Origin of the sequence: Synechococcus sp. PCC 7335 (assembly GCF_000155595.1) — a bacterium.
Lineage (GTDB): Bacteria > Cyanobacteriota > Cyanobacteriia > Phormidesmidales > Phormidesmidaceae > Phormidesmis.
The window spans coordinates 3609699-3635081 of the sequence record NZ_DS989904.1; the positions used below are offsets into that span (position 1 = coordinate 3609699).

Annotated in this window: 25 protein-coding genes; 18 read left to right on the forward strand and 7 right to left on the reverse strand. The window is 47.4% G+C overall.

The features are described 5' to 3' along the window. The first annotated feature begins 224 nt into the window (after positions 1-224). The 6 genes from S7335_RS15260 to S7335_RS15285 all read left to right on the forward strand — a co-directional run bounded on the left by S7335_RS15260 (position 225) and on the right by S7335_RS15285 (position 5776). Positions 225-1034 (forward strand): Nif3-like dinuclear metal center hexameric protein, encoded by an 810-nt coding sequence (locus S7335_RS15260; RefSeq protein ID WP_006453543.1) that lies wholly within the window; start codon positions 225-227, stop codon positions 1032-1034. A gap of 398 nt (positions 1035-1432) precedes the next feature. Further along, entirely contained in the window at positions 1433-2311 is an 879-nt protein-coding gene (locus S7335_RS26070; protein WP_006453642.1) for a PPC domain-containing protein, read from the forward strand. Between the two features lie 111 nt (positions 2312-2422). Next, on the forward strand, positions 2423-2977 hold the full coding sequence (locus S7335_RS15270; protein WP_006456790.1) for a DUF3038 domain-containing protein: 555 nt from the start codon (positions 2423-2425) through the stop codon (positions 2975-2977). Between the two features lie 173 nt (positions 2978-3150). After that, positions 3151-3729, forward strand: a complete 579-nt coding sequence (locus S7335_RS15275; RefSeq protein WP_071777001.1) for a shikimate kinase — start codon at positions 3151-3153, stop codon at positions 3727-3729. 61 nt (positions 3730-3790) lie between these two features. After that, entirely contained in the window at positions 3791-4690 is a 900-nt protein-coding gene (argB, locus tag S7335_RS15280) for an acetylglutamate kinase (protein ID WP_006455177.1), read from the forward strand. 255 nt (positions 4691-4945) lie between these two features. Continuing rightward, positions 4946-5776 carry a metallophosphoesterase gene (locus tag S7335_RS15285; protein ID WP_006456269.1) on the forward strand — a complete coding sequence of 277 codons (831 nt, stop codon included), beginning with the start codon at positions 4946-4948 and terminating at the stop codon, positions 5774-5776. Positions 5777-5927: 151 nt separating this feature from the next. Here S7335_RS15285 and S7335_RS15290 read toward each other — a convergent pair whose 3' ends face one another. Beyond that, positions 5928-6536, reverse strand: coding sequence for a helix-turn-helix transcriptional regulator (locus tag S7335_RS15290; RefSeq protein ID WP_038016335.1), 609 nt, complete (start codon positions 6534-6536; stop codon positions 5928-5930). Positions 6537-6725: 189 nt separating this feature from the next. On the opposite strand from S7335_RS15290, the gene S7335_RS15295 reads away from it, so the two are divergent. The 5 genes from S7335_RS15295 (at position 6726) to atzF (ending at position 14166) form a co-directional block, all read left to right on the forward strand. Then, on the forward strand, positions 6726-8564 hold the full coding sequence (locus S7335_RS15295) for a SpoIID/LytB domain-containing protein (protein WP_006455016.1): 1839 nt from the start codon (positions 6726-6728) through the stop codon (positions 8562-8564). Positions 8565-9083: 519 nt separating this feature from the next. Further along, a complete protein-coding gene (locus S7335_RS15300) occupies positions 9084-10010 on the forward strand; it encodes a DUF3445 domain-containing protein (RefSeq protein WP_006455219.1) in 927 nt (308 codons plus the stop codon). 38 nt (positions 10011-10048) lie between these two features. Further along, entirely contained in the window at positions 10049-10831 is a 783-nt protein-coding gene (locus tag S7335_RS15305) for an SDR family oxidoreductase (RefSeq protein ID WP_006454557.1), read from the forward strand. 123 nt (positions 10832-10954) lie between these two features. After that, positions 10955-12424: an aminotransferase gene (locus tag S7335_RS15310; protein ID WP_006455995.1), complete on the forward strand. Its 1470-nt coding sequence runs from the start codon at positions 10955-10957 to the stop codon at positions 12422-12424. Between the two features lie 290 nt (positions 12425-12714). Continuing rightward, complete coding sequence (gene atzF, locus S7335_RS15315) at positions 12715-14166, forward strand: allophanate hydrolase (RefSeq protein WP_006454317.1); 1452 nt, start codon at positions 12715-12717, stop codon at positions 14164-14166. 284 nt (positions 14167-14450) lie between these two features. Here the strand turns inward: atzF and yghU are convergent, their stop codons facing one another. Continuing rightward, complete coding sequence (gene yghU, locus S7335_RS15320; protein WP_227500012.1) at positions 14451-15101, reverse strand: glutathione-dependent disulfide-bond oxidoreductase; 651 nt, start codon at positions 15099-15101, stop codon at positions 14451-14453. Positions 15102-15315: 214 nt separating this feature from the next. Here yghU and S7335_RS26075 point away from each other — a divergent pair, with 214 nt between their 5' ends. The 6 genes from S7335_RS26075 (at position 15316) to S7335_RS29210 (ending at position 19262) form a co-directional block, all read left to right on the forward strand. Next, positions 15316-15591, forward strand: a complete 276-nt coding sequence (locus S7335_RS26075) for a hypothetical protein (RefSeq protein ID WP_006455494.1) — start codon at positions 15316-15318, stop codon at positions 15589-15591. Between the two features lie 51 nt (positions 15592-15642). After that, positions 15643-15894 carry a hypothetical protein gene (locus tag S7335_RS26080; RefSeq protein ID WP_006454948.1) on the forward strand — a complete coding sequence of 84 codons (252 nt, stop codon included), beginning with the start codon at positions 15643-15645 and terminating at the stop codon, positions 15892-15894. A gap of 284 nt (positions 15895-16178) precedes the next feature. Beyond that, positions 16179-17249: an NrtA/SsuA/CpmA family ABC transporter substrate-binding protein gene (locus S7335_RS15330; RefSeq protein WP_006457700.1), complete on the forward strand. Its 1071-nt coding sequence runs from the start codon at positions 16179-16181 to the stop codon at positions 17247-17249. 35 nt (positions 17250-17284) lie between these two features. Continuing rightward, positions 17285-18052 (forward strand): ABC transporter permease, encoded by a 768-nt coding sequence (locus tag S7335_RS15335; RefSeq protein ID WP_006456745.1) that lies wholly within the window; start codon positions 17285-17287, stop codon positions 18050-18052. Positions 18053-18165: 113 nt separating this feature from the next. Further along, positions 18166-18915, forward strand: a complete 750-nt coding sequence (locus tag S7335_RS15340) for an ABC transporter ATP-binding protein (protein ID WP_006457053.1) — start codon at positions 18166-18168, stop codon at positions 18913-18915. A 218-nt stretch (positions 18916-19133) separates the two neighbouring features. Then, positions 19134-19262 (forward strand): hypothetical protein, encoded by a 129-nt coding sequence (locus S7335_RS29210; protein WP_006456699.1) that lies wholly within the window; start codon positions 19134-19136, stop codon positions 19260-19262. Positions 19263-19625: 363 nt separating this feature from the next. On the opposite strand, the gene S7335_RS15345 is transcribed toward S7335_RS29210, so the two are convergent. The 5 genes from S7335_RS15345 to S7335_RS15365 all read right to left on the reverse strand — a co-directional run bounded on the left by S7335_RS15345 (position 19626) and on the right by S7335_RS15365 (position 23886). Beyond that, positions 19626-20315 carry a nitrile hydratase subunit alpha gene (locus tag S7335_RS15345; protein WP_006455192.1) on the reverse strand — a complete coding sequence of 230 codons (690 nt, stop codon included), beginning with the start codon at positions 20313-20315 and terminating at the stop codon, positions 19626-19628. A 55-nt stretch (positions 20316-20370) separates the two neighbouring features. Next, a complete protein-coding gene (locus S7335_RS27350) occupies positions 20371-21138 on the reverse strand; it encodes an SH3-like domain-containing protein (protein ID WP_006456417.1) in 768 nt (255 codons plus the stop codon). 70 nt (positions 21139-21208) lie between these two features. Beyond that, complete coding sequence (locus tag S7335_RS15355) at positions 21209-22285, reverse strand: ABC transporter substrate-binding protein (RefSeq protein WP_006457148.1); 1077 nt, start codon at positions 22283-22285, stop codon at positions 21209-21211. A gap of 4 nt (positions 22286-22289) precedes the next feature. Further along, positions 22290-23078 (reverse strand): ABC transporter permease, encoded by a 789-nt coding sequence (locus S7335_RS15360; RefSeq protein ID WP_006453594.1) that lies wholly within the window; start codon positions 23076-23078, stop codon positions 22290-22292. Between the two features lies 1 nt (position 23079). Next, on the reverse strand, positions 23080-23886 hold the full coding sequence (locus S7335_RS15365) for an ABC transporter ATP-binding protein (RefSeq protein WP_006455182.1): 807 nt from the start codon (positions 23884-23886) through the stop codon (positions 23080-23082). A gap of 526 nt (positions 23887-24412) precedes the next feature. Between S7335_RS15365 and S7335_RS15370 the strand changes: the two genes are divergently transcribed. Next, positions 24413-25366, forward strand: a complete 954-nt coding sequence (locus tag S7335_RS15370) for a cation diffusion facilitator family transporter (RefSeq protein WP_157620281.1) — start codon at positions 24413-24415, stop codon at positions 25364-25366. Positions 25367-25383 lie beyond the last annotated feature (17 nt).

Here is a 25383-nt window from a genome sequence, read left to right on the forward strand (position 1 = left end):
GCTAGACTACTGATAGCCAACACAAACAACGGACACTCGGTGGCTCTTCGGATAAAATTAAGCGCTCAGATTAAGTAGTCGTCGTTTAACAAATAGGATTCTAGCCGTTTCTAAGGTTTGTAGTCGTATTGATTACTAATTAGCTCACCTAAGAAAGTAACCGATAAGAAGGCTGGTATGTTGAAGATGTAGACACGTGTTGTGAAAACGATTTCAATCCACAGATGACTATTGGTAATGTGATTAGCGCCTTTGAGCAGTGGGCGAACCCTCTCTGGCAGGAAAAATGGGACAACTGTGGTTGGCAAGTAGAGCCAGGAATACTGCGAGAGCCGGCTGGAATCCTTGTGTGCTTAACGCCGACGCTAGCAGTGATGCACGAGGCGATCGCGCTAAAAGCTAAAGGATTGCCAGTCAATCTTATCTTTGCCCATCACCCGCTAATTTTCGGTGGGCTCACGTCAGTGATTGCGGACGATAGTATCGGCGATATGGTCCGACTAGCAATCAAACATAAAATTGGTGTCTACACAGCTCATACCAATTTTGATCAAGTAGCCGGAGGTACCGCTGACGTGCTTGCTCAACAGCTTGAGTTGAGTGCGATCGCGCCAATAGTTCCCACCGCGCCCGACCAAGATCAGGATAGGGGTTATGGTAGAGTTGGCACCCTACCAGCAGCTCAGACACTCCAACAGCTGCTAGAAAAAATTCAATCTATACTAGCCCCTCCCCGTTTGCTATATTCTCCTGCTGACTTACAGAAAACTATCCAAAAAGTAGCCGTATTAGGCGGTTCTGGTGCTAGCTATATCGATGCGGTTACGAAAACCGGAGCGCAAGCCTACTTAACCTCAGACTGTAAGTTCCATCAGTTTCAAGCAGGTCGAGATCAAGATCTCGTACTCATTGATGCTGGCCACTACGCGACAGAAAGACCTGCCTGTAAAAAGCTTGTGAGCTGGTTCAAGCACCAGGATGCTATCTGGGCTCAGCTCAGCGAGCAAGATGAAGACTTTAGGCAATTTTTCTAACGCCTTAATTTCATACCTGATTCATTTAGCCCCTGAACAACTTAGCTGAGTCTGCCCAAGATAAGCTGGTTGCTCCTATGCACTGACTTGATTAACCTACGTTGGCGGTCGTTCTCAAACTAAGCTTCAAGACTAGGCGTCTGATAGTTCTTTGATAGTTAAATTTCTATCAAGATTAGATGGCCATGCAAAGGCATAGATAAGCAAACGGTCAAGTTAGCTGGGCTGAAGTGTCATACGGGTTCGTGCTGATGCAATAGTAAGGGGTGGGCAAGTAAGCCTAGAACATCTAGGTTTGAATGGAACAAGTGATTGAAAATCGGTTAAGAAGTGCATCATTAATCCATAAGGTAAGCAGACAACAACCGTCAGATACAGTGTTAGGAAAGGGTTGGAGTATGACGCTGTGGACAGCTATAGCAACGACGGCAGCCTTCTTCGGCTTAATGGCTAGTAGTGCGCTTGCTCAACCCACTGGTCTTAGCAATCCCCTGAGTGCTAGAGGAGCATTAAGCAATGTAGATCCAAGGCTAGACGACGGCAGTTTCTACGACCGGTATGATTTTGCGGGTAGAAGTGGAGAGTACGTAACTATCTATCTTGAAAGCGAAGACTTTGATCCGTATCTGATTTTATTAGACCCAGCAGGAGAAAGACTCAGCGAGAACGATGATATTAGCCGTACCAACGATGATTCTAGGCTTGTAGTCCGCCTGCCTAGTACGGGAACCTATACTGTGCTAGCTAATAGCTATGAATCAGGTAGCCTAGGACAATACAGCATTAGGATAGATGTCGAAGAGGACCGAGAAAGTTTAGTGAGAACGTTGACAGCAGCAGCTCTACCAGGAAGTTCACAGACCTGCATTAGCGCTGTTTCGGCTGCTACTGAAGAAATCGAAGCAAGCGGAGCGGTCAGCGCTCTAGTCAGTTCTTTGCAGCTAAGCCGACTATATGAAACGACTCCGAACAGCCGGCCATATGGTGTGTATCTATCGCTCAGCGGTGCGTCGACCATGTCATTTTTTCTCTCGCCTCAATTCCTTGAACGGTTATCTAGCGACTTAATTGAGAGCTGCTCAAGCGTGGGAGCAGTTTTCTTTGGCTCCAGTAGTTTACAAGAAGAGAAAATATTTGGACTGCTGCTCGAGAGTCAATCTACTGGCGCCCAGTCCTGGAGGGTTGAACCGTTTGTCTGTATCAATGGAGCACAGAGCCCAACCTCCCAGCGGACGAGTCAGCGATTGCGGTGGGGACAGCAAGTCTGTTCGTCATAGTGATGCTTTGGACCTGTCATTGTTTGATAGATAGCTAGTCCTGCTGTCATAAAATCCTGTTGTCATAGAAGGGGACTTCGCTATGGCACAATTGCCGTAGTCTTTTGGTTCATGTTGATTGCTGTGGATGCGCCCTCGCCTGCAACAGACGTTCTAGCTCTTCAGCTTGGTAGTATTAAAGCCCAGCTGGATTTAGTGCTGATTGCGATTGAGGCGCTAACGGATATTGGATCTGATGCGGTGCTAGCAGCAGCTGAAGATCTACAGCTATCAGAAATACTCACTGATCGAGTGGGGCTGTGGCGATTGCGCCAGTCAAGTCCACTACGTAAAGGCCAAGGGCGCAAGAAGCTAGATGTTGAGGAGGCCCGAGCACTCGTGCTGGTGGTCTGTCATCTAGCTAAAGCCCATCACCATCGAGTACGTGAGGCAGTTGCTCGCCTAGAAGCCTTAAGCGCTGCTGGAGAACCGCCTCACCGAGCGGCAATTTTGGGAGATTATTTAGATAACTTCAGCAATATGTATAGCGATCGCATGGCCGCACCTACGTTAAAAACCGAAGCGCTTACCCAGCTATCCTTGCGACTTTTGATTGATTTATTGTTTTATAGTGCGCCTGGTGGCGAACGTCAGCTTTGGTTGGCGCTAATCGACCGTTCCCGCTGAGGTGCCATAATAAAACATGCTTCTTCAAGGTCATGATTCACCCGACTTCAGCTACGCAGCCCAACCGACCCTCTAAAACGGGTCAGCCCAAACTCAGTAAGTCTAAAATTAGCAATCTTCGAGTCACCCAACTAAAAGCCGACCTGAAGAAAACCAATCTATATTTGATTGGCATGATGGGTGCTGGTAAGACCACGATTGGACGAAAGCTCGCAAACCGGCTGGGATATGGATTTGTAGATACTGATGCGCTGATCGAACAGTCGGCAAATCAAACCGTTAGCGAGCTATTTGCAAGTGCTGGTGAATCTGTGTTTCGGCAGTTAGAAACGCAAGTTCTCTCCCAAGTTTCGACCTATACAAACTTGGTAGTGGCGACAGGCGGCGGTGTCATCATCGAGCAGATGAACTGGAGCTATCTACACCACGGCATTATCATCTGGCTTGATGTGCCTATTCCTATATTGGTGGCTAGGCTCTCCGGTGACAGCTCTCGTCCATTGATCAAGGACTCTCGTCCATTGATCAAGGATACGAACTTATCTGATAGGCTAGCGGGCCTAATAGCAGAACGCAGAGATCTCTATGCTCAAGCCGATATCCGTATTGGATACGAAGGTAAATCGGTAGGTAGAACATGCGATCGCATTCTGAACGCTATTCAAGCCAATATCCGACCCGATCCGAAGCTTGCCGTTGACCAGATCCAGATTAATCAACCCTCCATTAAGCCGGTCTCCTTCGATACTTGAACCACCTAGTCCATAGTCTATCGTAGCCTTCTTACTATCATCCTTCTAGGCGCTTACTCCTATGCCCTTCGATCCGAGTACCCAACCCCCCGAAAACGAGGCCCTGCGCGTTCGCATCCTTAGCGAAGCACTCCCTTACATTCAGCAATTTCATGGCCGGACTATTGTCGTGAAATATGGCGGCGCAGCGATGAAAGACAGCAGCCTTAAGGCAAGTGTCATTCGCGATGTCGTTTTTATGGCCAGCGTCGGTATTCGCCCAGTGATTGTGCATGGCGGTGGCCCTGAAATTAATACTTGGCTCACGAAGTTAAGCATTGAACCTCAGTTCAAAGACGGTCTGCGCGTTACTGATGCGAAGACAATGGACGTGGTGGAGATGGTTCTAGTTGGCCGGGTCAACAAGGAGCTAGTGTCTTTGATCAACCAGGCAGGCGGGAAAGCGGTCGGGCTGTGCGGTAAGGACGGCAATCTGGTGACAGCCCGGCCTCAGTCCATGGCCGAAGGGGTTGGCTTTGTCGGGGATGTGAGCCACGTACAGCCTGACCTAGTGCGATCGCTCGTTAAAGCGGACTACATTCCGGTTATTTCTAGCGTCGCTGCTGATCTATCAGGGCAGGCATACAACATCAATGCCGATACCGTTGCTGGCGAGCTAGCAGCAGCCTTGAGCGCAGAAAAGCTAATTTTACTTACAGATACGCCGGGCATCATGAAAGACTTTCACGATCCGACTACGTTGTTCAATCAGCTAGATATTCAGCAGGCTAGGAACTTAATCGCCGATGGCACAGTTGCAGGTGGCATGATTCCTAAGGTGAATTGCTGTGTGCGATCGCTTGCTCAAGGTGTTCGTGCTGCTCACATACTCGATGGTCGAATGCCGCATTCACTCCTACTCGAAATCTTTTCGGATATGGGCATTGGTACGATGCTAGTCGCCTCTAGCTTTAGTGAGTAGGGCTGTACTATCGCTCTCGACGAGCTACTTAGGACATTCTCGTCGGCTAAAACCATTACAGAGCAAAGAGCAACTCTTCCCGCAGCGGTAGGAACCGGCGACGTCGTCCGGCGATAGGGAATGCCTACCAAGAGAAAGGAAGAGTGTATGCTTACTTTTCTATGTCTACAAGCACACAGGTACGTACCGGACAGACAAACGTTATAGTAAGGAAACTGCGCTATAGAGAACCCCCAGCTTTCTACCTATAAGCTTATGCACAGGCTTCTGTCAGGCGCACTTTCTGTAGATGCGCACACGATTCCTATTCGAGATCTGCCGGCCAGACTAAGCGGTATCGTGATTGTCCAGCTTTCAGACTTTCATTTTGATGGCCTGCGACTCTCCGATCAGCTACTAGCCAAAACGATTGCCAAAGTAGAAGATATCGAGCCCGATCTAATTACGCTGACCGGAGACTTCGTTACCCGATCACCTGATCCTATTCACGAATTAGTTCGCCGCATCAAAGCACTGCCCAGTCAGTACGGCACCATTGCAGTATTAGGCAATCACGATATATCAGTACCCGGTGCCAAAGAAACGGTTACCCAAGTGTTAGAAAGGGGTAATATTTCTGTGCTGTGGAACGCAATTGCTACGCCTTTTGGCGAAGATTTTCCGGTAGTTGGTTTCGCCGATCTGTGGTCTGGAGAATTCGACACTAGCATTTTGGACCAAATTCCGCCTACAACGCCTCGCTTGGTTCTCTCTCACAATCCTGACACAGCCGAGCCTCTGTCGAAATATCGCGTAGATCTACAGCTATCCGGCCACACCCATGGTGGACAGGTATATCTACCAGGACTAGGACCTGGTCCCCAGGTATGGGAACGAATCAGACACTGGGTGCCAAGTATCATTCGCAACCGGGTGCCTTTCCTAAGCGATCGCTGCTTCCAGGTTGCTCGTAATTGGGAATGGTGCCGAGGACTTCACCAAGTCGAAAACAATTGGCTATACGTCAATCGAGGTCTGGGAACATACTTCCCAGGCCGATTTATGTGCAGTCCAGAGCTAACCGTGATTACGCTTGTAACAGCTTAGACTAGTAAATCTATTGTCGCGAAGTGAAAGTCGCCATCAGCTACTTTCACCTATAGCAATGTGCGGATGCATTCGTGCATTGCGAGTCACTTAGCCTGTTGAAACATAAGGGCTATAGCCAATGACTATGCTATAAGCTAAGTGACCAAAGCTATAGTAGCTTGACCTTCGCCCGGTGAAGCAACTTGCCGTGGTGAACAGCGCCAGTATGGGTGACGCGAACGAGATCACCAGGTTCGGCATGCCCTGCTACAAGCTGATGATAGGTGGGATTGTAAGCAACCTGGCAATCGACCGCAGCAATCGGTTCTACACCCCACTCAGTCATGAGTTGCTCAACAGGACGTACAAAAGGCAAAATCTTTGCAGCTGAAAGCTCAGGCCGATCCTGGGCACGTTTGGCGATAGTAGGCCACTGAACGAGCCAACTTTCTAGCGTTTGTAGGGCAGCTATTTGAATCGTGTTAGTTTCGGTAGCTTCAACTGGACCTTCCACCAAGGGTTCCACTGAGTGTTTTGAGTGATGTTTCGACTGATTAGGCTCAAAACGAGTGTATAGCTCAGCAAAGCTAATTCCCAAAGCTTCTGAGATCTGAATTATGTTTGCTAGCCGCATTTTTCGAATATGGCCGTTTCTTAGTTGCTGAATCTGCCAGCGTGAAACCTTGGCCCGCTCAGCTAGCATACGATAGCTATCAATACCTGCGGCCTGCATCAGCGCTCTTAAAACTTGGGGAATTTGGGTCGAAGTGGATGGCATTGTAGATCAGGCAGACTGAGGAATAGCGATGACTACGCGATTATTGAATAGCTATACCAATAGAGATTGGGAACTAGGTCTGATAAAGAACAAAAAAATACAAAATCAAAGGCATTCGGAGTGGTTTTAACCAGTATCGGGTTGAATAATGTATAGGGATCGTAGATTTTGGTTGATATGAGAATTGCTATGCATCGTTGGGCTCATCGCTTGATAGTTGGACTGAGCGCTGGCACGTTTTGTGGGGTGATGGTCATCGCGGATACGATCATGGCTCAACCTGTTCCTGCTCAGTCGTTGAGTCAGTCGTCGGTCGAGTCAGCTGACCTCTCGGTTGACAATACGCTGGTCCAAGACCCTGAAATCAAAGTTGGTATCGTACAGCGCTTTGGTGAGAACAAAACTGACAAACTAATACTAGCCCCCCTTGCCGGCGACCAGCTAACCGTCAGCTTCAAAACAGGTAGCGAACCTCAGACTATCACCACCGAGCGACTTGAGATCGAAACGGCGATGCAGCCTTTACCTACGCCCGTTCTTCAAGAGTGGGTAGTCCTTAGCACCCACCGCAGCTTCGAGAGTGCCGAGGACAGTGCTAAGCGTTGGCAGGCAGCAGGTATTAACGCTGAAATTGCCCAGCCTGGTGCTTGGCAGGTCTGGGCAAAAAGAGCAGACTACAGCTCACCGCTATTGCGTCGACTGTTGATCGAGAATCTGCACGCATCTGGCTATCCCAACGCCTTTATCGATAGCCAAGTCGTCACAGAAGTGCCCAAAGTAGCTTTTATTGCAGATGGTTTTAGATATGCTCGAGACGAGTTTTCGATTACCAGCGCCAACCGTCGAATTCAGTTAGGGAAAGATGCCGGACAGCTTCGCGATCTGTTCGCAGGCGATATGAAGCTCCAGCCTAACTCTTATGGGAACTATACGCTAGTCAACCAGGTACCTATAGAGTTGTATCTGCGGGGTGTGGTTCCTCACGAAATTGGTCCTAGCGCACCGAAAGCCTCAATCGAAGCTCAAGCAGTACTCGCACGAACCTATGCGCTGCGAAATCTTCGTCGGTTTGCCATCGATGATTATGAGATTTGCGCCGATACGCAGTGTCAGGTGTATTTTGGCTTAGCGCAAACGAGTCCTAGAAGCGATCAGGCGATCGCCGCCACCGCTGGACAAGTTTTGACCTACAACAACGAACTTGTCGATGCCCTCTATTCTTCGACTACGGGCGGCGTCACTGCTAGGTTTACTGACGTGTGGAACGGAGAAGATCGCCCTTACCTTACTCCGGTGATCGACTCCCTTCAGCCAAAGTGGAACTTAGCAGAGCGTCCTTTATCAAACGAAACAAATTTTCGCGCATTCATTTCTCTCCAAAGTGGCTTTAATGAAGAAGGTTGGGAGGCTTTTCGATGGGTCCGGGAAGCCTCTGTCGAGGTCATTGGAGAGACTTTAAGAAAGTACCTATCGGATAGACAGCATCCGCTAGCTAACTTCAATAAACTTACCAATCTTACCGTCGTCGAACGTGCGCCTTCTGGGCGAGTCCAAAGGCTGAGCGTAGAAACAGATATAGGATCCTTTGATCTAATTAAAGACGAAGCAGTGAAGGCACTTGTTCCTCTCCGGAGTTTGTTGTTTTATGTAGAGCCAATCATGGAGCTGCCTAAAGCTGAAGCGTCTTCGCAGACCTCTGGCAAGTTGGATGCCCTAGACTCATCTGTTATAGAAGAAAGCACACCTAATCCCGTAGCTGCTGAGCTTGAACAAGCTGTGAATAATCACACTGACCATAAGCAAACTGGCCGTGAGTTAGTCAGTGAAGAGCAAAATAAACAAGCACCGATTCTAGCTGGTTTTCGCTTCGTTGGTGGTGGTTTTGGCCATGGCGTCGGCATGAGTCAGACAGGTTCTTACAACCTTGGAGAGAAAGGATATTCTTATCAGCAGATTTTGCAGTTCTACTATCCTGGTACTGAGCTACAGCCTATCAATTCATCAATCACGTTCTATAACGCTGAATGATAGGTAAGAGAGAGCTGCGATTCATGGACATTCATGGATAAGAGAACTATTAGACATCCAGTTATCTTGAGAAGATTCTGTTCGTATGAAAGACTTGCAAGCAGAATGTAAGTAGATATACAGAAATCTACCAGATACTTTCCTACTCTTGGAGTTGAGTAGCAAACTCACCTGCAGGAATTATTACGATGCTATCGGCCTCTCTACAGTTATCACCTTTGGGTTTAGGCTACAGCCCCTCTCGACTACACATCAAAGAGGGACGGCTGCACAAGCATTTGCTTAAGTGGAACGGCGTAGGTTCTCCCTATAGCATGAGCTAGCATCGGGCGTTGCTGATTCAGGGTATGAACTGAATTCTAGAAGCTTTGGATATCTCCAGCAGTACAGTTCAAATTCATACTGCTATTCAGCAACGCCTAGCATCGTAGTGATGCGCCATCAACCTTTTTGAATTTACTAATTGAGCAGATTTACTAATAGAACAATAGATAGATCTTAGTTGCTGGAAATATACCTATGTATCTTCCATTTGTGGGGACGAAGGGACGTCCAGCAATGGGGTTACGGCCACTGAATATAGAAGATTGGATCGAAATCGACAAAGATTTTGTTTCTCAGCTAAGGTATAAGGCGTGGTTGCTAGCCCATCGCTATGAAGACGTGTTCGTCTCAAGTGTTGAGTCGCAAGCTGCTCAGCAAGAATGTTTGGATCTACTAACAGAACACCTAGTACAACATTTTCCTGATGTTTATCAGATAATGGGTGATAGGCAAGCGAAGGGAGAAGCGATCGCCCCTTCGACGATAACTAACATCAGAACCAAACAAACTTGGCACTTTTCAGACTTTTCGCTGGTGCCACTAGACCTAGCCGCTAGGTTAGTACAAGAAGATCTGTGTCTGATGCTACCGACAAAGGCCGGTTATCAGCTGGCGGCAGCTTCAGTTTGCTTTCCACTGCGCTGGAAACTTAAAGAGAAGCTATCTCAACCTATCAGCCAAATCCATCACCGAGTTCCTGGCTATACCAACAAGCTTGCTCGCCCTGTCAATCACGTATTCGACAGCTTGCGAAAAGAGTATCCTGGCATCCGATTCAACTGGAGCATTGTCGATTCGCCAGAATTGCACCTTACCCAGGAAAAGCACGCCACTGAGTTTGATCCATCTATTACGATCGAGAACATTGAGGAAAAGCTATGGCTACGGGTGGAGCGTCAAACGCTGCGTCGACTGCCGATCAGTAGGGGCGTCTTATTCACTATTCGAACTTATGTTTATCCGCTAACTCAAGTTATCAAAAGCCCTGAAGTTGCTAGGCAGCTAGCCGACGCGGTGCGATTACTTCATCCTGATATGCAAAAGTACAAAAATCTAATGCCTTTTCGACAAGCACTTTTGGCGTATCTAGATAGTTACGCACTCTCTCGTACTTCTGTGTAGTTAATTACGCCTTATCTTCTTCGGTTTAGGAGTTGCCTATGTCATTTGATCTGTCGAATCGAACTGTGTTGATCACAGGAGCTAGCAGCGGTATTGGCGCAGCCTGTGCCCAGCAGCTAGGCGCTTACGGGGCAAGGTTAATCTTATCTGCACGGCGAAAGGAGAAACTTCAAGCGTTAGCGGACGATCTAGAACAATCCTACGAAACCCAAACGTTGCTGCTACCTTTAGATGTGCAAAACGCAGAAGATGTGAGCGTCTCAATCGAGGGACTGCCAAAACCGTGGAAAGAAATTGATGTACTCATCAACAATGCCGGTCTAAGTCGAGGCTTAGATCCGCAGCAAAGCGGTGTGCTACAAGACTGGGAGGAAATGATCGATACTAACGTAAAGGGCTTGTTGTATATGACCCGAGCGGTCGTACCTGGAATGGTAGAGCGACAGGCAGGCCACGTGGTTAATATCGGTTCGATTGCAGCTAGGTATACTTACCCTGGTGGTAGCGTTTACTGTGCGACTAAATCAGCTGTGAAGGTACTCTCTGAAGGGCTGAAGATAGATTTGCTAGGGACACCGATTCGAGTAACAAACATCGAGCCAGGTTTAGTCGAAACAGAGTTTAGCAACGTGCGATTTAAAGGTGATACGGATAGGGCCAAAAATGTCTATCGGGGAATGAAGGCCCTAACACCTGACGATATCGCTGATTCTATTCTGTTTGCGATTTCGCGCCCGGCGCATGTGAATATAAGCGAGCTATACATTATCCCCACGGATCAATCTTCTGGGACACTGATTGATCGACGGGTTGAATCGTAGTCGGAGATACATATTGATTGTATTGGAGCCGTTACTGTTGCAAACATCAATTTTGTATAAGCTTCAGAATATACCAAGATTTTAAGAACATCCTAGTGAGTCTTTATTAGAGACTTTTTCCTAATGGTTACAGATTTTAGTGCAAAACAGACAGCAGAGTCAGAGAAAGTAAATTCGAGAGGTGACAGCTCAAAGCAAAAAAGCTCAGTGAAAGGAGAACTAGATACAGCGACGCTCGAAAAGATGGATTCAGGCTCGCTTTGGCATGCGCTTTCGCAGCACAAACCATTTGCCCAGAAGCCGCCTAAATGTATAAAAAGTGGAGCTGGCTGCTACATCACCGATAACAGGGGCGATGAATATTTCGATGCGGTCTCTGGTGCATGGTGTGTAAATATTGGCTATGGACGTCAGGAACTAGCAGATGTCGCCTATGAGCAAATGCTGAATTTGTCTTATTCATTGATGACGATGAGCCATGAGCCAGGAATTCGTCTGGCTCATAAGTTGTTAGAGCTGCTGGGCTACGAAGGAAAAGTGTTCTTTTCGACCAGTGGTTCTGAGGCGAATGAAACAGCCTTTAAAGTTGCAAGACAGTATCACGCTCAGATCGCGCCCGCTGGATCGGGGCCAAGATATAAATTTATCTCTCGCTATCGGGGGTATCATGGCAACTCTATGGGAGCGCTGAGCGCTACGGCCCAGGCAGAGCGGAAGCTAAAGTACGAGCCGCTAGTGCCAGGATTTATGCATGTGAACCCTCCTTATTACTATCGGTTTGGCGATGGTCTCTTAGAAGAAGACTATACGGTTAAACTGTTGCAAGAGCTAGAAATGACAATCCGCTATGAGGGCGAAGAGTCAATTGCGGCAGTGATTGTAGAGCCGATTATTTCTGGCGGTGGAGTGATTGTGCCACCGGATGGATATCTGCGTGGGGTTAGAGAGATTTGTGATCGCACAGGCATTCTTTTAATCTACGATGAAGTGGTGAATGGTTTTGGCCGCACGGGGCGGATGTTTGGCCATCACCACTGGGGCGTAGAGCCTGACATTATTACGTTTGCTAAGGGGCTAACAAGCGGATATATGCCGCTATCAGCAACTGTTGTCAAACAGCATATCTTTGAAGCTTTTCTAGATGAACCTCAGCCAGGACAAAAGAGCGATCGCCACTTTCGGCATATCAGCACCTATGGAGGAACACCGGTCTCTACAGCAGTGGGGCTGCGTAATATTGAAATTGTTGAGCGTGAAGGGTTAGCGGAGCGTGCAGCTGAGATAGGTCAATATTTGCTGAGCCGACTAAGTGAGCTGTTGGAACATCCAAATGTAGGAGATGTTCGTGGAAAGGGATTGTTATTAGGTATTGAGCTAGTAACTGATAAAAAGAGTAAAACACCTTTAGACGATGCCAGTATCGCTGCAGTTGTGAAGAATTGTTTGGATCAGCGGGTAATGATTGGCCGTAACACCAACACAATTCCAGGCTTTACGAATGTTCTCATTATCAGTCCGCCGCTGGTGATTACTCACGCAGAGGCCGATATGTTAGTCAATACGATTCGTCAATCCATCTTTTCACTATCTTAGATCTCAGTAACTCTAATGATCCTGTAGAGTGATCGCTACTAGCTAAAGACCTCTGCTGAGGTGGCTGTTCAAACCGATCGCCTATTCAAGGAAATCCAATTAGTAGGATAGTGACTATAATGCCTCAGCAGGTAGCAGTTTTGAACGTGTGGCGGAGGATTCATAGGTCAGAGCGCTGAACATAGGCCTAATGAGAGGTATGAGCTGTTTGATTGATTGCACTAGGCCTAAACAACACCTTTTTGCTTTACATTAACTAAGTGGTCAAACGCTGTAAGTGAGACGTCAGTATGAGCAGACTGCACGATTTGGAAATTCCGCTTACTATCTCAAACTTGCAACAACAGTATAAGCAGGGCATGCTTTCTCCACGAGATGTGGTCGAAGTGATTATCGCTGAGTTGAAGGCTCGTGGGGATGATGGCATTTGGATTTATAAGTTACCAGAAGAAAACTTACGTTCGCGCGTCCTTTCTCTGGAGAACAACACCGACAAAGCCTTTCCCCTTTGGGGTATTCCCTTCAGTATCAAAGACTGTATCGACGTTGCTGGGCTTCCTACCTCGGCAGGCTGTCCGGGCTTTGTCTACACTGCCACCCACACCAATCCCGCTGTCCAAAATCTGTTGGATGCGGGTGCTATTCTCATCGGTAAAACCAATCTCGATCAGTTCGCGACAGGCCTTGTTGGTATTCGTACTGGCTATACAGCGCCTCACAATGCTTTTTCAAAAGACTACATTCCTGGGGGTTCTAGCTCCGGCTCGGCGTTATCCGTCGCCGTTGGTTTAGTTTCCTTTTCCCTTGGCACGGATACGGGCGGTTCTGGCCGGGTACCTGCCGGGTTTAACAACATCGTCGGGCTCAAACCCACGAAGGGACTTTTGAGCACGGCCTATACGGTGGAGGCCTGTAAAACACTGGACTGTATCTCTATCTTTACGTTGACGTCTGAAGATGCTCAGACTGTTTTTGAGACGGCTCTCAGCTATGACCCTGCTCATTCCTTCTCTCGTCCGATGGATGAACCGCCGCCACGGCTGAGAGAATACAAGCCTAAGCAGCCCTTTCGGTTTGGGGTACCTCGATCATCACAGCGAGAGTTTTTTGGGAATGAGGATGTGGATAGGCTCTATGAAGGGGCGATCGCAACACTCACTAAGATGGGCGGCATCTGCCAGGAAATTGACTATGCTCCATTTCTAGAAGCGAATGATCTGTTGTTTAACGGACCTTGGGTCGCAGAGCGCTATGCTTCTGTCGGTAGCTTTGTTGAAACTATGCCAGAAGCTGTTTTCCCAACCACTCGTAAGATTCTCTCGAAGGCAAAGAAAATTACCGCCGTAGAAGCTTTTGAAGGACTGTATGCTGTAGAAGCAATAAAGCGAAAGAGTCAGCCGCTTTGGGATGAGATTGATTTCTTGGTAGTGCCGACGACGGGAACGATTTATCGAATTGATGAGGTGGAGGCAGAGCCACTAAGGCTGAATGCTAATTTAGGATACTATACGAACTTCGTGAACTTGTTGGACTTGTGTGCGTTGGCGTTGCCTCTCCCCTGGGAAAGTGCGCTACCCAACAGACGCCAATCTAACAGACTTCCGTCGGGCCTTACTTTAATTGCGCGGCCCTACAGTGAACCGTATCTAGTCGAGCTGGGCAAGGCTTTTCGTTGTGCTAGCAACCATGACCAGAATCATCACTTAGGTGCAACCTCTTTTACACTGCCTATCCAAATGTAGGTGATTTTGAAACCTGACCGTAGGGCCAATGGTAATCAGGTCTACGAAGCAGGGTCTGAATCTAATAAGTTTATGATTTTATCTTGTGTGCGATGCTCGAAGTCGCTAGCATCATGGCGTTCATGTAATTGATCTGCCAAAGTACCCCAGGTTCGGTTGACCATGCGACCGCGCTTTACAGCTGGGCGTTTGGCAATTTCTTTAGCCCAGCGCATAACCTGTGTGTAAGCGCCCACATCAAGAAACTCCGCGGCATCGTAAGCATTGCTATGAACCAAACCGCCTTACCAGGGCCAGATGGCGATATCGGCGATTGTGTAGTTGTCGCCTGCAACAAACTGATGTGTCTCTAGCTGACGATTTAGCACGTCGAGCTGACGCTTTGTCTCCATGGTAAAGCGGTCGATGCAGTATTTAATCTTGTTCGGCGCGTAGCTGTAAAAGTGACCAAAGCCACCACCTACATATGGTGCTGAACCCATCTGCCAGAATAGCCAAGATAAACACTCGGTGCGAGATGGAAGGGCTGTCGGGATGAAGTGACCAAATTTTTCTGCAAGATAGAGCAAGATAGAACCTGATTCAAACACACGAATTGGTGTAGGCGTTGAACGGTCGACGAGTGCCGGAATTTTTGAATTAGGGTTGACTTTGACGAACCCACTGCTGAACTGATCGCCGTCGCTGATTTTAATTAAGTGAGCGTCATATTCAGCTTCTGTCTCCCCCAGAGCCAACAGCTCTTCAAACAAGATAGTGACTTTTTGACCATTAGGTGTGCCCATGGAGTACAGCTGGAAAGGATGCTTCCCGATAGGCAATTTCTTATCGTGGGTTGGGCCTGCGATGGGTCGATTGATGCTGGCCCAAGTACCGCCACTTTCGGTTTTCCACTGCCACACTTTAGGAGGAGTATAGTTGTCCTGGCTGCTCATAATCAGTCTTTTGCTGTATCTACTCTGACATGCTACAGCGAATGTTGATAGGCTTTTGTCATTTTGCTTGCTGTCACCACCAGCGGGTGCTTTCAAGCTCCCACAGCTATCTTCTGAAGTGTAGCGATGCAAAAATGTGCTCTTGAAGTTATCTGGCGAAGATCTGCTAGCGCAAGACCTGCTAAAGTAACATGCCGTAGAAAAAAGAGACACTATGGAAACTCCCCTGTCTGCTGTCAAAACTTCACTTTTGACCGGGGCTACCCTTGTTGCATTTGCGGCTAATTCGCTACTGACTCGTATGGCGCTGGGCGAAGGAGCGATTGATGCTGCCAGTTTCAGCACTATTCGGCTACTGTCAGGTGCCACTATGCTACTCGCGATTACGGCGCTCACCCACCCAAAAAAACCTAGCCTAGCGAAGGGAAATTGGACAGCGGCGGTGATGTTGTTTTTGTATGCGATCGCATTCTCTTTCTCTTACCTATAGCTGGCCGCAGGCACTGGCGCACTCATCCTATTTGGCACGGTACAAATCACCATGATTTTAGTGGCGCGAAAACAGGGAAAGAAGCCTACTTCCTTTGAATGGGTAGGACTCGCCTTAGCAATGGCAGGCTTAGTTTATCTTGTCTCTCCAGGGTTGGAGGCCCCGCCAATCCTTGGAGCTGCTCTGATGGTTGTGGCTGGGATTACCTGGGGATTTTATTCGTTGCTAGGTCGAGGCTCACAGCAGCCTATTAATGGCATCTGTAATGATTTTAGGTGGCGTTGGCTTGGCTGTGATAAGTAAACGGCGTGGGTAGTTTCCATTGTTATCGTCGTGCGTAACGCTATCAATTAATATTTTTTCTAGACTCAAAGAAACTATTGATACTACGTTTCTGTTTTAGAGAGCTTTCTCGTATCTATAGCTACAGAGAATTTGAGTCAGCCTTGATTCAATAACATCACCAGCAACCAGTGAAGAGCTAATAAATTCAGAGGTTGTTGCTTTGCATGCTTCGAATCTTGTTCTAGCCCCTCCAATTGCGACATTTCAATTGCGGGTGCTTACCTTGTGAGGAACTACGCATCATGACGCTCTCTAGAAGACAATTTCACAAGCTGTTGCTTGGTGCTAGCTTGAGCGCAAGCGTGACTGCTAGCCTAGGAAGCTGTACTTCCAATACAAGTGGTGTACCTACCCCAGAGGCTGATGCCACAACCGGCGATGTTGCTGCCGAGCCTACTTCGGACCCAATTTCTCTTCGCTTGGCCCAAAACCTTTCCCCAATCTCTGGTGTCGCTATCGTCGCCAAAGAACAGGGCTTTTTTGATAAACGAGGTCTGGATGTAGAAGTCAGCAACTTTACTTCTGGAAAGCAATGTCTAGAAACCGTGATGGGCGGTGCCGCTGATATCGCAACGACTGCTGAAGCACCAACTACTGCAGCAACGATGGCACAGCAGCCTATCGCCTTCTTGGCGCGTATGGAGTATTCCGATCTTAAAACGCTCACCGATGCCAGCGCGGATGTCTCCACCCTAGCCGATCTCAAAGGAAAGCGGATTGGATTTACGGCTGGTACTGGTGGGGAAGTATACACAATGGCCTTGCTCAAGGAAGCTGGCGTAAGCCCTGACGATGTGACCCTTATGAACCTACGTCCGCAGGAGATGCTGGCAGCGCTTACTTCTGGCAGTATCGATGCCTACAACACCTGGGAGCCACACATTAGCAATGGGCAAAAAACATTGGGCGATAAAGTCACGCAGCTAGATACTGCTGGTATTTATTCAGAGACTTTCAACATTGTAACAACAACCGATTATCTTGATGACAATCCTGTTGTTGCTGAGAAGTTTATGCAGGCTTTGATTGATGCAGAAGAGTGGATGAAAGCCAACCGAGAAGATGCGATTACCGTTGTGGCTGACGCCGTTGATATGAAGCGAGAAGACCTGGCTCCCATTTGGGATGACTACATCTATGAAGTTGTACTCGACCAAAAGGTACTCGATATTTTGGATACTCATGCTGCCTGGCGGCTTGAAAGTGGAAATCACCCAGATGGCGTTACCGACATGCCAGATTTTAAGAGCATTATTTACCCAGAACCACTTAAGGCAGTCGCACCTGAGCGGGTGAAAATCACTGGACTTTAATCACTGGACTTGAAATCGTCTGATAGGGTAGAAACATGGCCGGTATTACCAAGCAACAGGCCGCTTTAAATCGTTGGGCCTTATCTCTATCGATTCCACTCTTCTTAGGAGGATGGGAGATTGTCTCTCGTTCTGGCATGGTCAATCCGGTATTGTTTCCACCACCGACGCTGGTGGCGATCGCACTTGTCGGTTGGGCCAAAGAAGGCACTATGCTAATAGATATTGCCATGAGCCTTTCAAGGGTGGTCGTTGGCTTTATGTCTGGTGCGATCGCTGGCGTTTTTGTCGGCGTCCTAACCGGGCAATATCAGTTGGTTGCAAACCTCCTCACCCCTGTCTTTCAGCTCCTGCGTCCGATTCCGCCCATTGCTTTTGTACCTATTGTCATTTTGTGGTTTGGTCTTTCGGAGCTAGGCAAATGGTTTTTGGTATTTTGGGGCGTATTTTTTACGGTGTGGATAGCAGCTCATTTGGGTGTACAGCGCGTTGATAAAAACCTCATTCGAGCTGCTCAGTGCCTGGGCACACCCGAAAAGCAAATGCTTCCACAGATATTGCTACCGGGCTCACTGCCCTATATTTTTGTCGGCCTTAGAACATCTATTAGTATCTCTTTTTATACCCTGGTGGCGGCTGAACTGGCAGGGACTTTCTCGGGTATTGCCTACCGGATTGATATCTCTCAGCAGAACTTGCAGGTTGGGAAGAGTTTGGGGGGGCTGATTATTCTCGGGTTGATTTCAGCTATTGCCGATAAGGGCTTTGATGCGGTTTCAAAAAAGCTCGTCTGGTGGACATAATGAGTTCATCGCACAGTCTTTCGTCATACAATCTTTCATCGCACAGTCTCTCAGCACAGGGTTCATCGTCGAACTGTCTACTGGGTTATATCTCGATAGAGAAGTTGTCTGTTGTGTTTGGTGAAGGTAAGCATAGCTTTCTAGCCATTGACCAGTTTTCTTTAGACGTTCCTGCAGGTGAGTTTGTGTGCTTGATCGGACCTTCTGGCTGCGGTAAATCGACTGTGCTAAATACTATTGCTGGCTTTATTACGCCGAGTCAGGGGACTGTCGCAGTTGATGGGTACGTGATCGAAGAGCCAGGAGGTGATCGCGGTATGGTTTTTCAGCAGCCTTCCCTGTTTCCCTGGAAAACAGTTTTGGGAAACGTCGCTCACGGGCCACGTATGGCAGGTAAGCCCAAAGTGAACGCCCATAAAATTGCTCAAGATCTTTTACAAATGGTGGGGCTTGCCAAGTTTGCCAAGCGCTATCCGATGATGCTTTCTGGAGGTATGCAGCAGCGAGTGGCGATCGCCCGAGCGTTAGCGAACTCTCCCAGGGTACTGCTGATGGACGAGCCCTTTGGCGCTCTAGATGCACAAACCCGATTTATGATGCAAGAGAATTTGTTGACGCTGTGGTCAGAGCTTAAAACTACGGTTGTTTTTGTGACGCATGATATTGATGAGGCAATTTTCTTGGGCGATCGCGTGGTTGTTATGAGCGCCAATCCAGGCCAAATCCTAAAAAACATTAAAATTTCACTACCGCGCCCTAGAACAAGCGATCTTCTAGTCGATCCAACGTTTTCAGCGCTGAAAAAAGACTGCTTCGACTTGATTCGCCAAGAGAGCCTACAAGCTTTTGAACAACAGCTATAGCAAAGGTCGGAGGTTTAGAGCAAACCACTTCTGTGGGGTATCTTGTCGTATGTGTGCTCGTCAAGCTAAAACGCTTGTTAAGTCCTTTTGATAAGAGCGTTCTATTTTACGGCGAAGGTTTCATAATGAAAATAAACAATAGAAAGTGTAACTGTTATGAAACCTTCAAGTGTGTTTGTCCTACAGGATTACTTTACATAGGGTTAGGTGCTTTGGTAATGTCTGCTCAGGTACTAGAAGCCAAAAAGCTAGATGCTCTTGAAGAAGTCCTTAGCATCGAAGAGTATGGTAGCGCTGACTCTCTCTCTTTGAGCTTCAGCCTGTATCGATTGAGAACCGGCTGGTAAATGTAGGACTTTCTAGCAATTCTAATCTGGCAAGAGAGATTGAAGTTATCAATAAAAAATTTGATAACTCTTTCAGCGCTCGCGGCGTAGAGATTATCGAATTTTCTTTGCCGGTTCAATAGACTAACATTCAACAGCCCTACGAATGAGGACTGCTTTTTCACTAGATCTACCATCTTCTGGGGGAGAAGGGCCAGGGATGAGGGCATTCGAATTGGCAGGCTTTGTCAAAAATGAACGCAACATTAAAAGTTCAAAAGTATTCTCTCTTGTGGTTACAATGCATTCGATATGATGCTATCCAGGCGATTTATTGAACTGGCAGACAAATTGACAGATCTACCTCATGCTACGCTCCCAAAATCACGGTTTCGATGTGAGCTGTTCTGGACTTTTGGTAAAGGATACACCAATCATACTGTCGCGATTGATTAGTGAAATTAAGTCTGTCTCGGACCAACTTTCGGTACCTTGCGGTCTAAGCGGAATAACCAAATAGCGAGTATCTGCCGTACTATCCATCACCCTTACTTCAACAGTCTTTGGAATAATTGTGCCAAACTCTTCTTCTAGCACTCCACGAGGATCGACGACAACTCTGTTACGATAGGCAGTGCTTTTATACCAGGAGGGAGGGTGGTAGCCCAAAATTGCTCTTGGATAGCAAGAGCAAAGTGTACACACCACGACGTGATGCACTTGTGGCGTATTTTCAACGACTTGAAGTCGTTTAATTTCTACCGTATCGATATTCATCTCTTGACAAGCTGCTTTGCCATCTGCTAGCAAACGCTGCTTGAAGTCAGGATCTACCCAGGCACGAGCAACTAAACGCGCTCCCAGCATAGGCGTTACTGAGTCCTGTCGCTCAATCTCGCGTCTGACTTCAGCAGCAGTGAAAAATCCTTTTTGTTCTAAAAGCTTCTGGATGGTTTGAGTCTTTTGAGCCCAGTATGCTTCATTGTCATCAATGGGGTCATGGCTGTGGTCATGTGTACCCAGATCCTCTGAGTCGCTAGGTGATGCCTGGTTATGTTCGTGAAGGTTAGTCATAACGGATAAAATGTACAGTGTCTAAAAGTAGATGCTCTAGAAAAGTGGTGTTTTACTAGGTTAGTGAAGACAACCAGGACTCGTATATCTCCGCTCTAACTTTATCTCTAAGACTTTTTTGGGAACAGCGATCGCCCCACACTTCTGTCATCTCAAACTCTACTAAATAAAGCGGAAGACGAACCACCGTTGATCTCAAATGAGCAACATCCTCTGGATTAGAAAACATGTCTTGAAAGCTGACTATTTTGCCACGTTTTCCGAGCAGATAGGCAGGTACTCTGATGTGACCTGGTTTTGGATAAGGCGCAACCTGGACTGAATCACCTGGGCTGTATCTGGGTTTTGGATATGCCTTTTTGTCGATATGGGGTGAGTAGCGGCCTATTGGAAAGTCATTGTCTAGCAAGTTACTGCCTGACCATATTTTAGTGTGATCGCTTCTAGTCTCGTCCGGCGCAATCTCATCTGGCGTCTGTTGTAGCTCCTCACGGGTAATAAAACCCATCTCACAAAACACTTTCTCAACAGCGAGTACTCGCCTTTCCCCGTACTCAGGCAAGCGACCCTTTAAAAAGTTAGGAAAGAAGACAGGGTTCTCTGCTGAGGACTGCTGAGCATCGGACAGTCCATCTACTTCTTCGGCAGCGCGACGGATAGCATCTAAGCTAGGTAAATATCCCTTCGAAATCAGTAGGTGATGTATGCAGACAATTTGCTTCTCAAAAAAGCTAACCTCCTTTTCAGAGTGTGGAATTTCTGAGCTGTCATTAACATGATGAGGGATATGACGATGGTAGGCTTTTGGCGGAACTTCTTGCATAGGCTTCTAAGATCAGCACATACGTTCAAAAAATTAGGTAACTTTCACAGGCTACTCTTTCAGCTGCATCCTAAATGAGTTCTGACTTATCTAGTACTAGCTCTTTGGCAACCATCTCTTTATCTAGCACCTCTTCATCAACGAAGACATTAATAAATTTTTGATAGGAATCTAAATCGGTCTCATCGAGATCGTCAAACCGCTTAAGAAGTGGCTGGGCGACATAAGCCGCTTGCTCAGACTCAAGGGCAGTAAATTCTGAAATAATAGGTCGAACGCTGTCAAAATCTTCGTTAGCAATTCTAGTCGCCTCGTCGATCACCTGTACCACTTTTTTGGCTACTTCAGGGCGGTCGGTCAAAAACTTAGAGGTCAGTACAGCAGCCCCAGAATAGAACGGATCTGAGATAAACATTGAGACAGGATTGGTCATGGCTCGTTTACCTTGATCTGTGGCTTCTGCAATCGACCCAATAGGCTCTAGTGAAAGGGTCGCGTCTACAGCGCCAGAAACCACGGAGGGTAGATGCAGTCCAACGGCCATTTGTTCAATCGTGACGTTATTACCGGGCTCTAGTCCGTTCTGCTTCAGAACATAGGAGAGAATGGTCTCCCACTGAATCCCGGGAATGGTACCTACTTTTTTACCCTCAAGGTCTTTAAACGAGGTAATGGTTGAATCTGGGATAACGATGAGTCCATCGTTGATTAAGCTACTTTTGATGCCGCCGCCCTGTAAGCCAAATACCTTAAACGTGCCAGGTGTTCTCGCCTCCGCAAGCACGGCGATACCAGCGGCCGTGCCAGGTGGCCCAAAATCGGCACGCTCCGAGACTAACGAATCAATAATTTGATTGGGATTTTCAAACTTCACAGACTCAACTTCGATCCCAGCTTGTTCGAACAAACCTTGCTTCAAGGCAACGTAGTAAGCTGTTGTTTGCATAATTGGAAGCCACGAGGCTACCACCTTTTCTTTCCTGACAATCAGCTCAGGGCTACTGCCACTTTCGGCCGACACATCGCTCGCAGTGTCAGGAGTGGCTGTATTTGATGGATTGCCACCACAAGCTGAAACCGCACCTGCACCAACCGTGAGCGCTCCATACTTAACAAACTTACGCCGACTCAAAGAGAACTTATCCATAGACCTATTTTCCTTTCCAATGGATGAACTTGTTTTCGGTTAATAAAAAGAACTGGTTTAATCCATAGCCCATGACACCTGTTGCAATAATTGAGGCATACATTCCAGACATGTCAAAAACCTGCTGCGCGTCAATAATGCGCTGTCCCATACCGTTTGTAGAACCCACAAACATCTCTGCCACAATAATGACAACTAGTGTCAGGGAAATAGCCGTCCGTAACCCAATGAAGGTTTGGGGTAGAGTCTCAAAAAAAATGACATCGATAAAAACGCGCCATTTCGGTACGCCCATCACCTTAGCTGCCATAATACGCGTTTTGCGAGTGTTCATCACTCCATAGGCAACATTAAAAAAGATGACGAGGGCCCCGGCAAAGGCAGCCACGGCAACTTTGGAAAAGTCACCAATGCCAAACACCACCAAGAACAGTGGAAACATGGCTGTTGCAGGCGTAGATCGAAAAAAGTCGATTAAGAACTCGAAAGATTTATACAGTCGCTCGTTGGCACCTAGCAAAATGCCAACAGGAACACCTAAGATAGCAGCAATAGCAAAGGCATAGAGAGTGCGGTAAAGCGTCAACCAAAAGTCAACTAAGAGATCGCCTCCTACGAAGCCATTCCAAAGCGCTAAAAAAGTTGCGATGGGGCTAGGTAGCAGCACCGGCTTGACTAGTTCTAAGGCTGTGATTATCCACCAGATTACAATAAAAATCAGCGTCCCTGTATTCGCCGCTAGGACGGGAGAAATCTTTGACCAATAAGGATACGCCTTTTGAAGAGGTTTCACACTAACCGGCCTCTCGACGAAACACTTCTAAGCTATGTGCTTTTGTTTTCACAAAACTTGGATCCGAGAGTGTCTGTAGTGTACGAGGACGCTTAGCTTCAAAGGTAACTCGCTCGGCCAAGCGAGTCGGGCGCTTAGTCAACAACAAAATATGATCGGCTAGGTAGACGGCTTCTTCTAAGTCGTGAGAGATCATAACGATGGTGACCCCAGTAGTGGCAAATACCGCCTGGAGCTGGTCGCGAATGGCGAGCGTTGCTTCGTAGTCTAAGGCGGAAAAGGGTTCATCTAAAAAGAGAATATTGGGCCGAGTGGCCAGTGCTCTCATAATTGAAACGAGCTGTTGCTGACCGCCTGAGAGTTCGTAAGGATACCGAGATAGATCAAATTGAACGTCAAACTGAGCGATCAGTTCTTCTACTCTTGTCTTTCGCTGCAATCGGGAAAATCCTGCGCTTAAAAGCGGATACTCGATGTTCTTGATAGCCATAAGCCAAGGAAAGAGCGCATCGCGATAGTTTTGAAACACATAGCCAATTTTAGTCTGCGATCGCGCTTTCCCTCCAAAGCGTAGCTGGCCTGAATCTATCGGCATCAGCCCAGCAATCATATTAATCAGCGTCGACTTACCGCACCCATTTGGACCAAAGATGCAGGTGATTTTTCCGCTGGCAATCTCTAGGTTAAAGTCCTTGTATAGAACCTGACCACCCAGATACTTTGTCAAGCCAGTCACTGTAATGTCTAAACCAGAAAACCCGGGCTGTGATTCTTGAAGATAAGCTAAGTGCCGGGCTGACATCACCATATTGAGGAAGCTCTAAAGCACTGCGATGACATCACCATCTCTATTTGACTCACACTTTTAGGAACTCTCAAACTTCAACTCTTTCAAACAAGCTGTCCAAAGTGAGAATAGTTAATTTTACATGGTCTCCCTTAGTAAACTGAGAGTACCTATTTTCTTAGAAACAAACAGTTAACTACAATACATTTCACTTGCCGACTAACAGAAAAACCCTAGCTATCTTGCTCCGATCACTGGAGAGTTCTCTGCGTATGTTGAAACATATCTACAGAAGTAACGATGATATGTTGAATTTTGTCAATTCGCTCCAAGCGTAATCCAAGGGTTAAGCGACTCAACTCTAGAACACTTCTAAGAAACTCATAAGCCTCCACATCTAGCGAAAGTTCAGCCTTGATCTAGTAATTTTTAATGAACGTAATTCGTGTTCGATCCGCGACAGTTCAGTGTAGGAACATGTTGAGATAATGAGCTATGCCCTGGAATTCAAGTCGGACATACCCTGTGTTGATCGAATATGGCACCTATGAAGCAACTCTCTATTCCCAAATCTCTTACCCATTCGCATCATCATGTTCATCAGCCTGGAGAAGATACTCATACCCATGGCACAATTGATCCTGCCATTGCCACCTCAGAACGGGGGCTTTGGGCCGTGAAAGTGTCACTCATTTGCCTCACCGTAACGGCGATCGCGCAGGCGGGTGTATTCTGGCTGTCGGGTAGCGTCGCGCTCTTAGCTGACCTGATTCACAATGTAGGTGATGCCATGACTGCCTTACCATTAGGCGTGGCATTCATCCTAGGACGACGTAAGCCAACCAAGCGATTTGCTTACGGCTATGGACGAGTCGAAGACCTAGCAGGCGTAGCCGTTGTGGGCGTCATTTTGCTGAGTGCCTTGATTACTGCCTATGAATCTATCAATCGCTTTTACCATCCCCAGCCCATTCACCATATAGGCGCATTGGCAATGGCTGCTCTCATCGGCTTCGTTGGCAATGAGACTGTCGCCATCTTTCGCACGCGTGTGGGTCGCGAGATTAATAGCGCAGCGTTAGTTGCTGATGGGCAGCACGCTTTAGCAGACGGTTTAGTCAGCTTAGCTGTACTAGTGAGTGCAATCGGCGTTTGGGCAGGGTATTCCTGGGCTGATCCGCTAGTTGGTTTGGTGATTACAGGTTTGTTGCTTAAGATTGTGTGGGAATCAGGACAAACTATCTTTACTCGCCTGCTCGATGGTGTTGAACCTGAGCTCGTTGACACCCTTCGCCACTTGACTGAGCATGTGACTGATATCAGATCAGTAGAAGCCATTCGAGCTAGATGGCTAGGTCATCGGCTTTACGCAGAACTTGATGTAGTTATTGCTGAGAATCTTTCTGTGAAAGAAGGACAGGCGATCGCCGAAGCGGTCAACCTTCAGCTTCAAGAACATATTCCTTATCTCGAAAACGTTATGGTACGAATAACGTGCTGAAAAACTGTTTAATCATA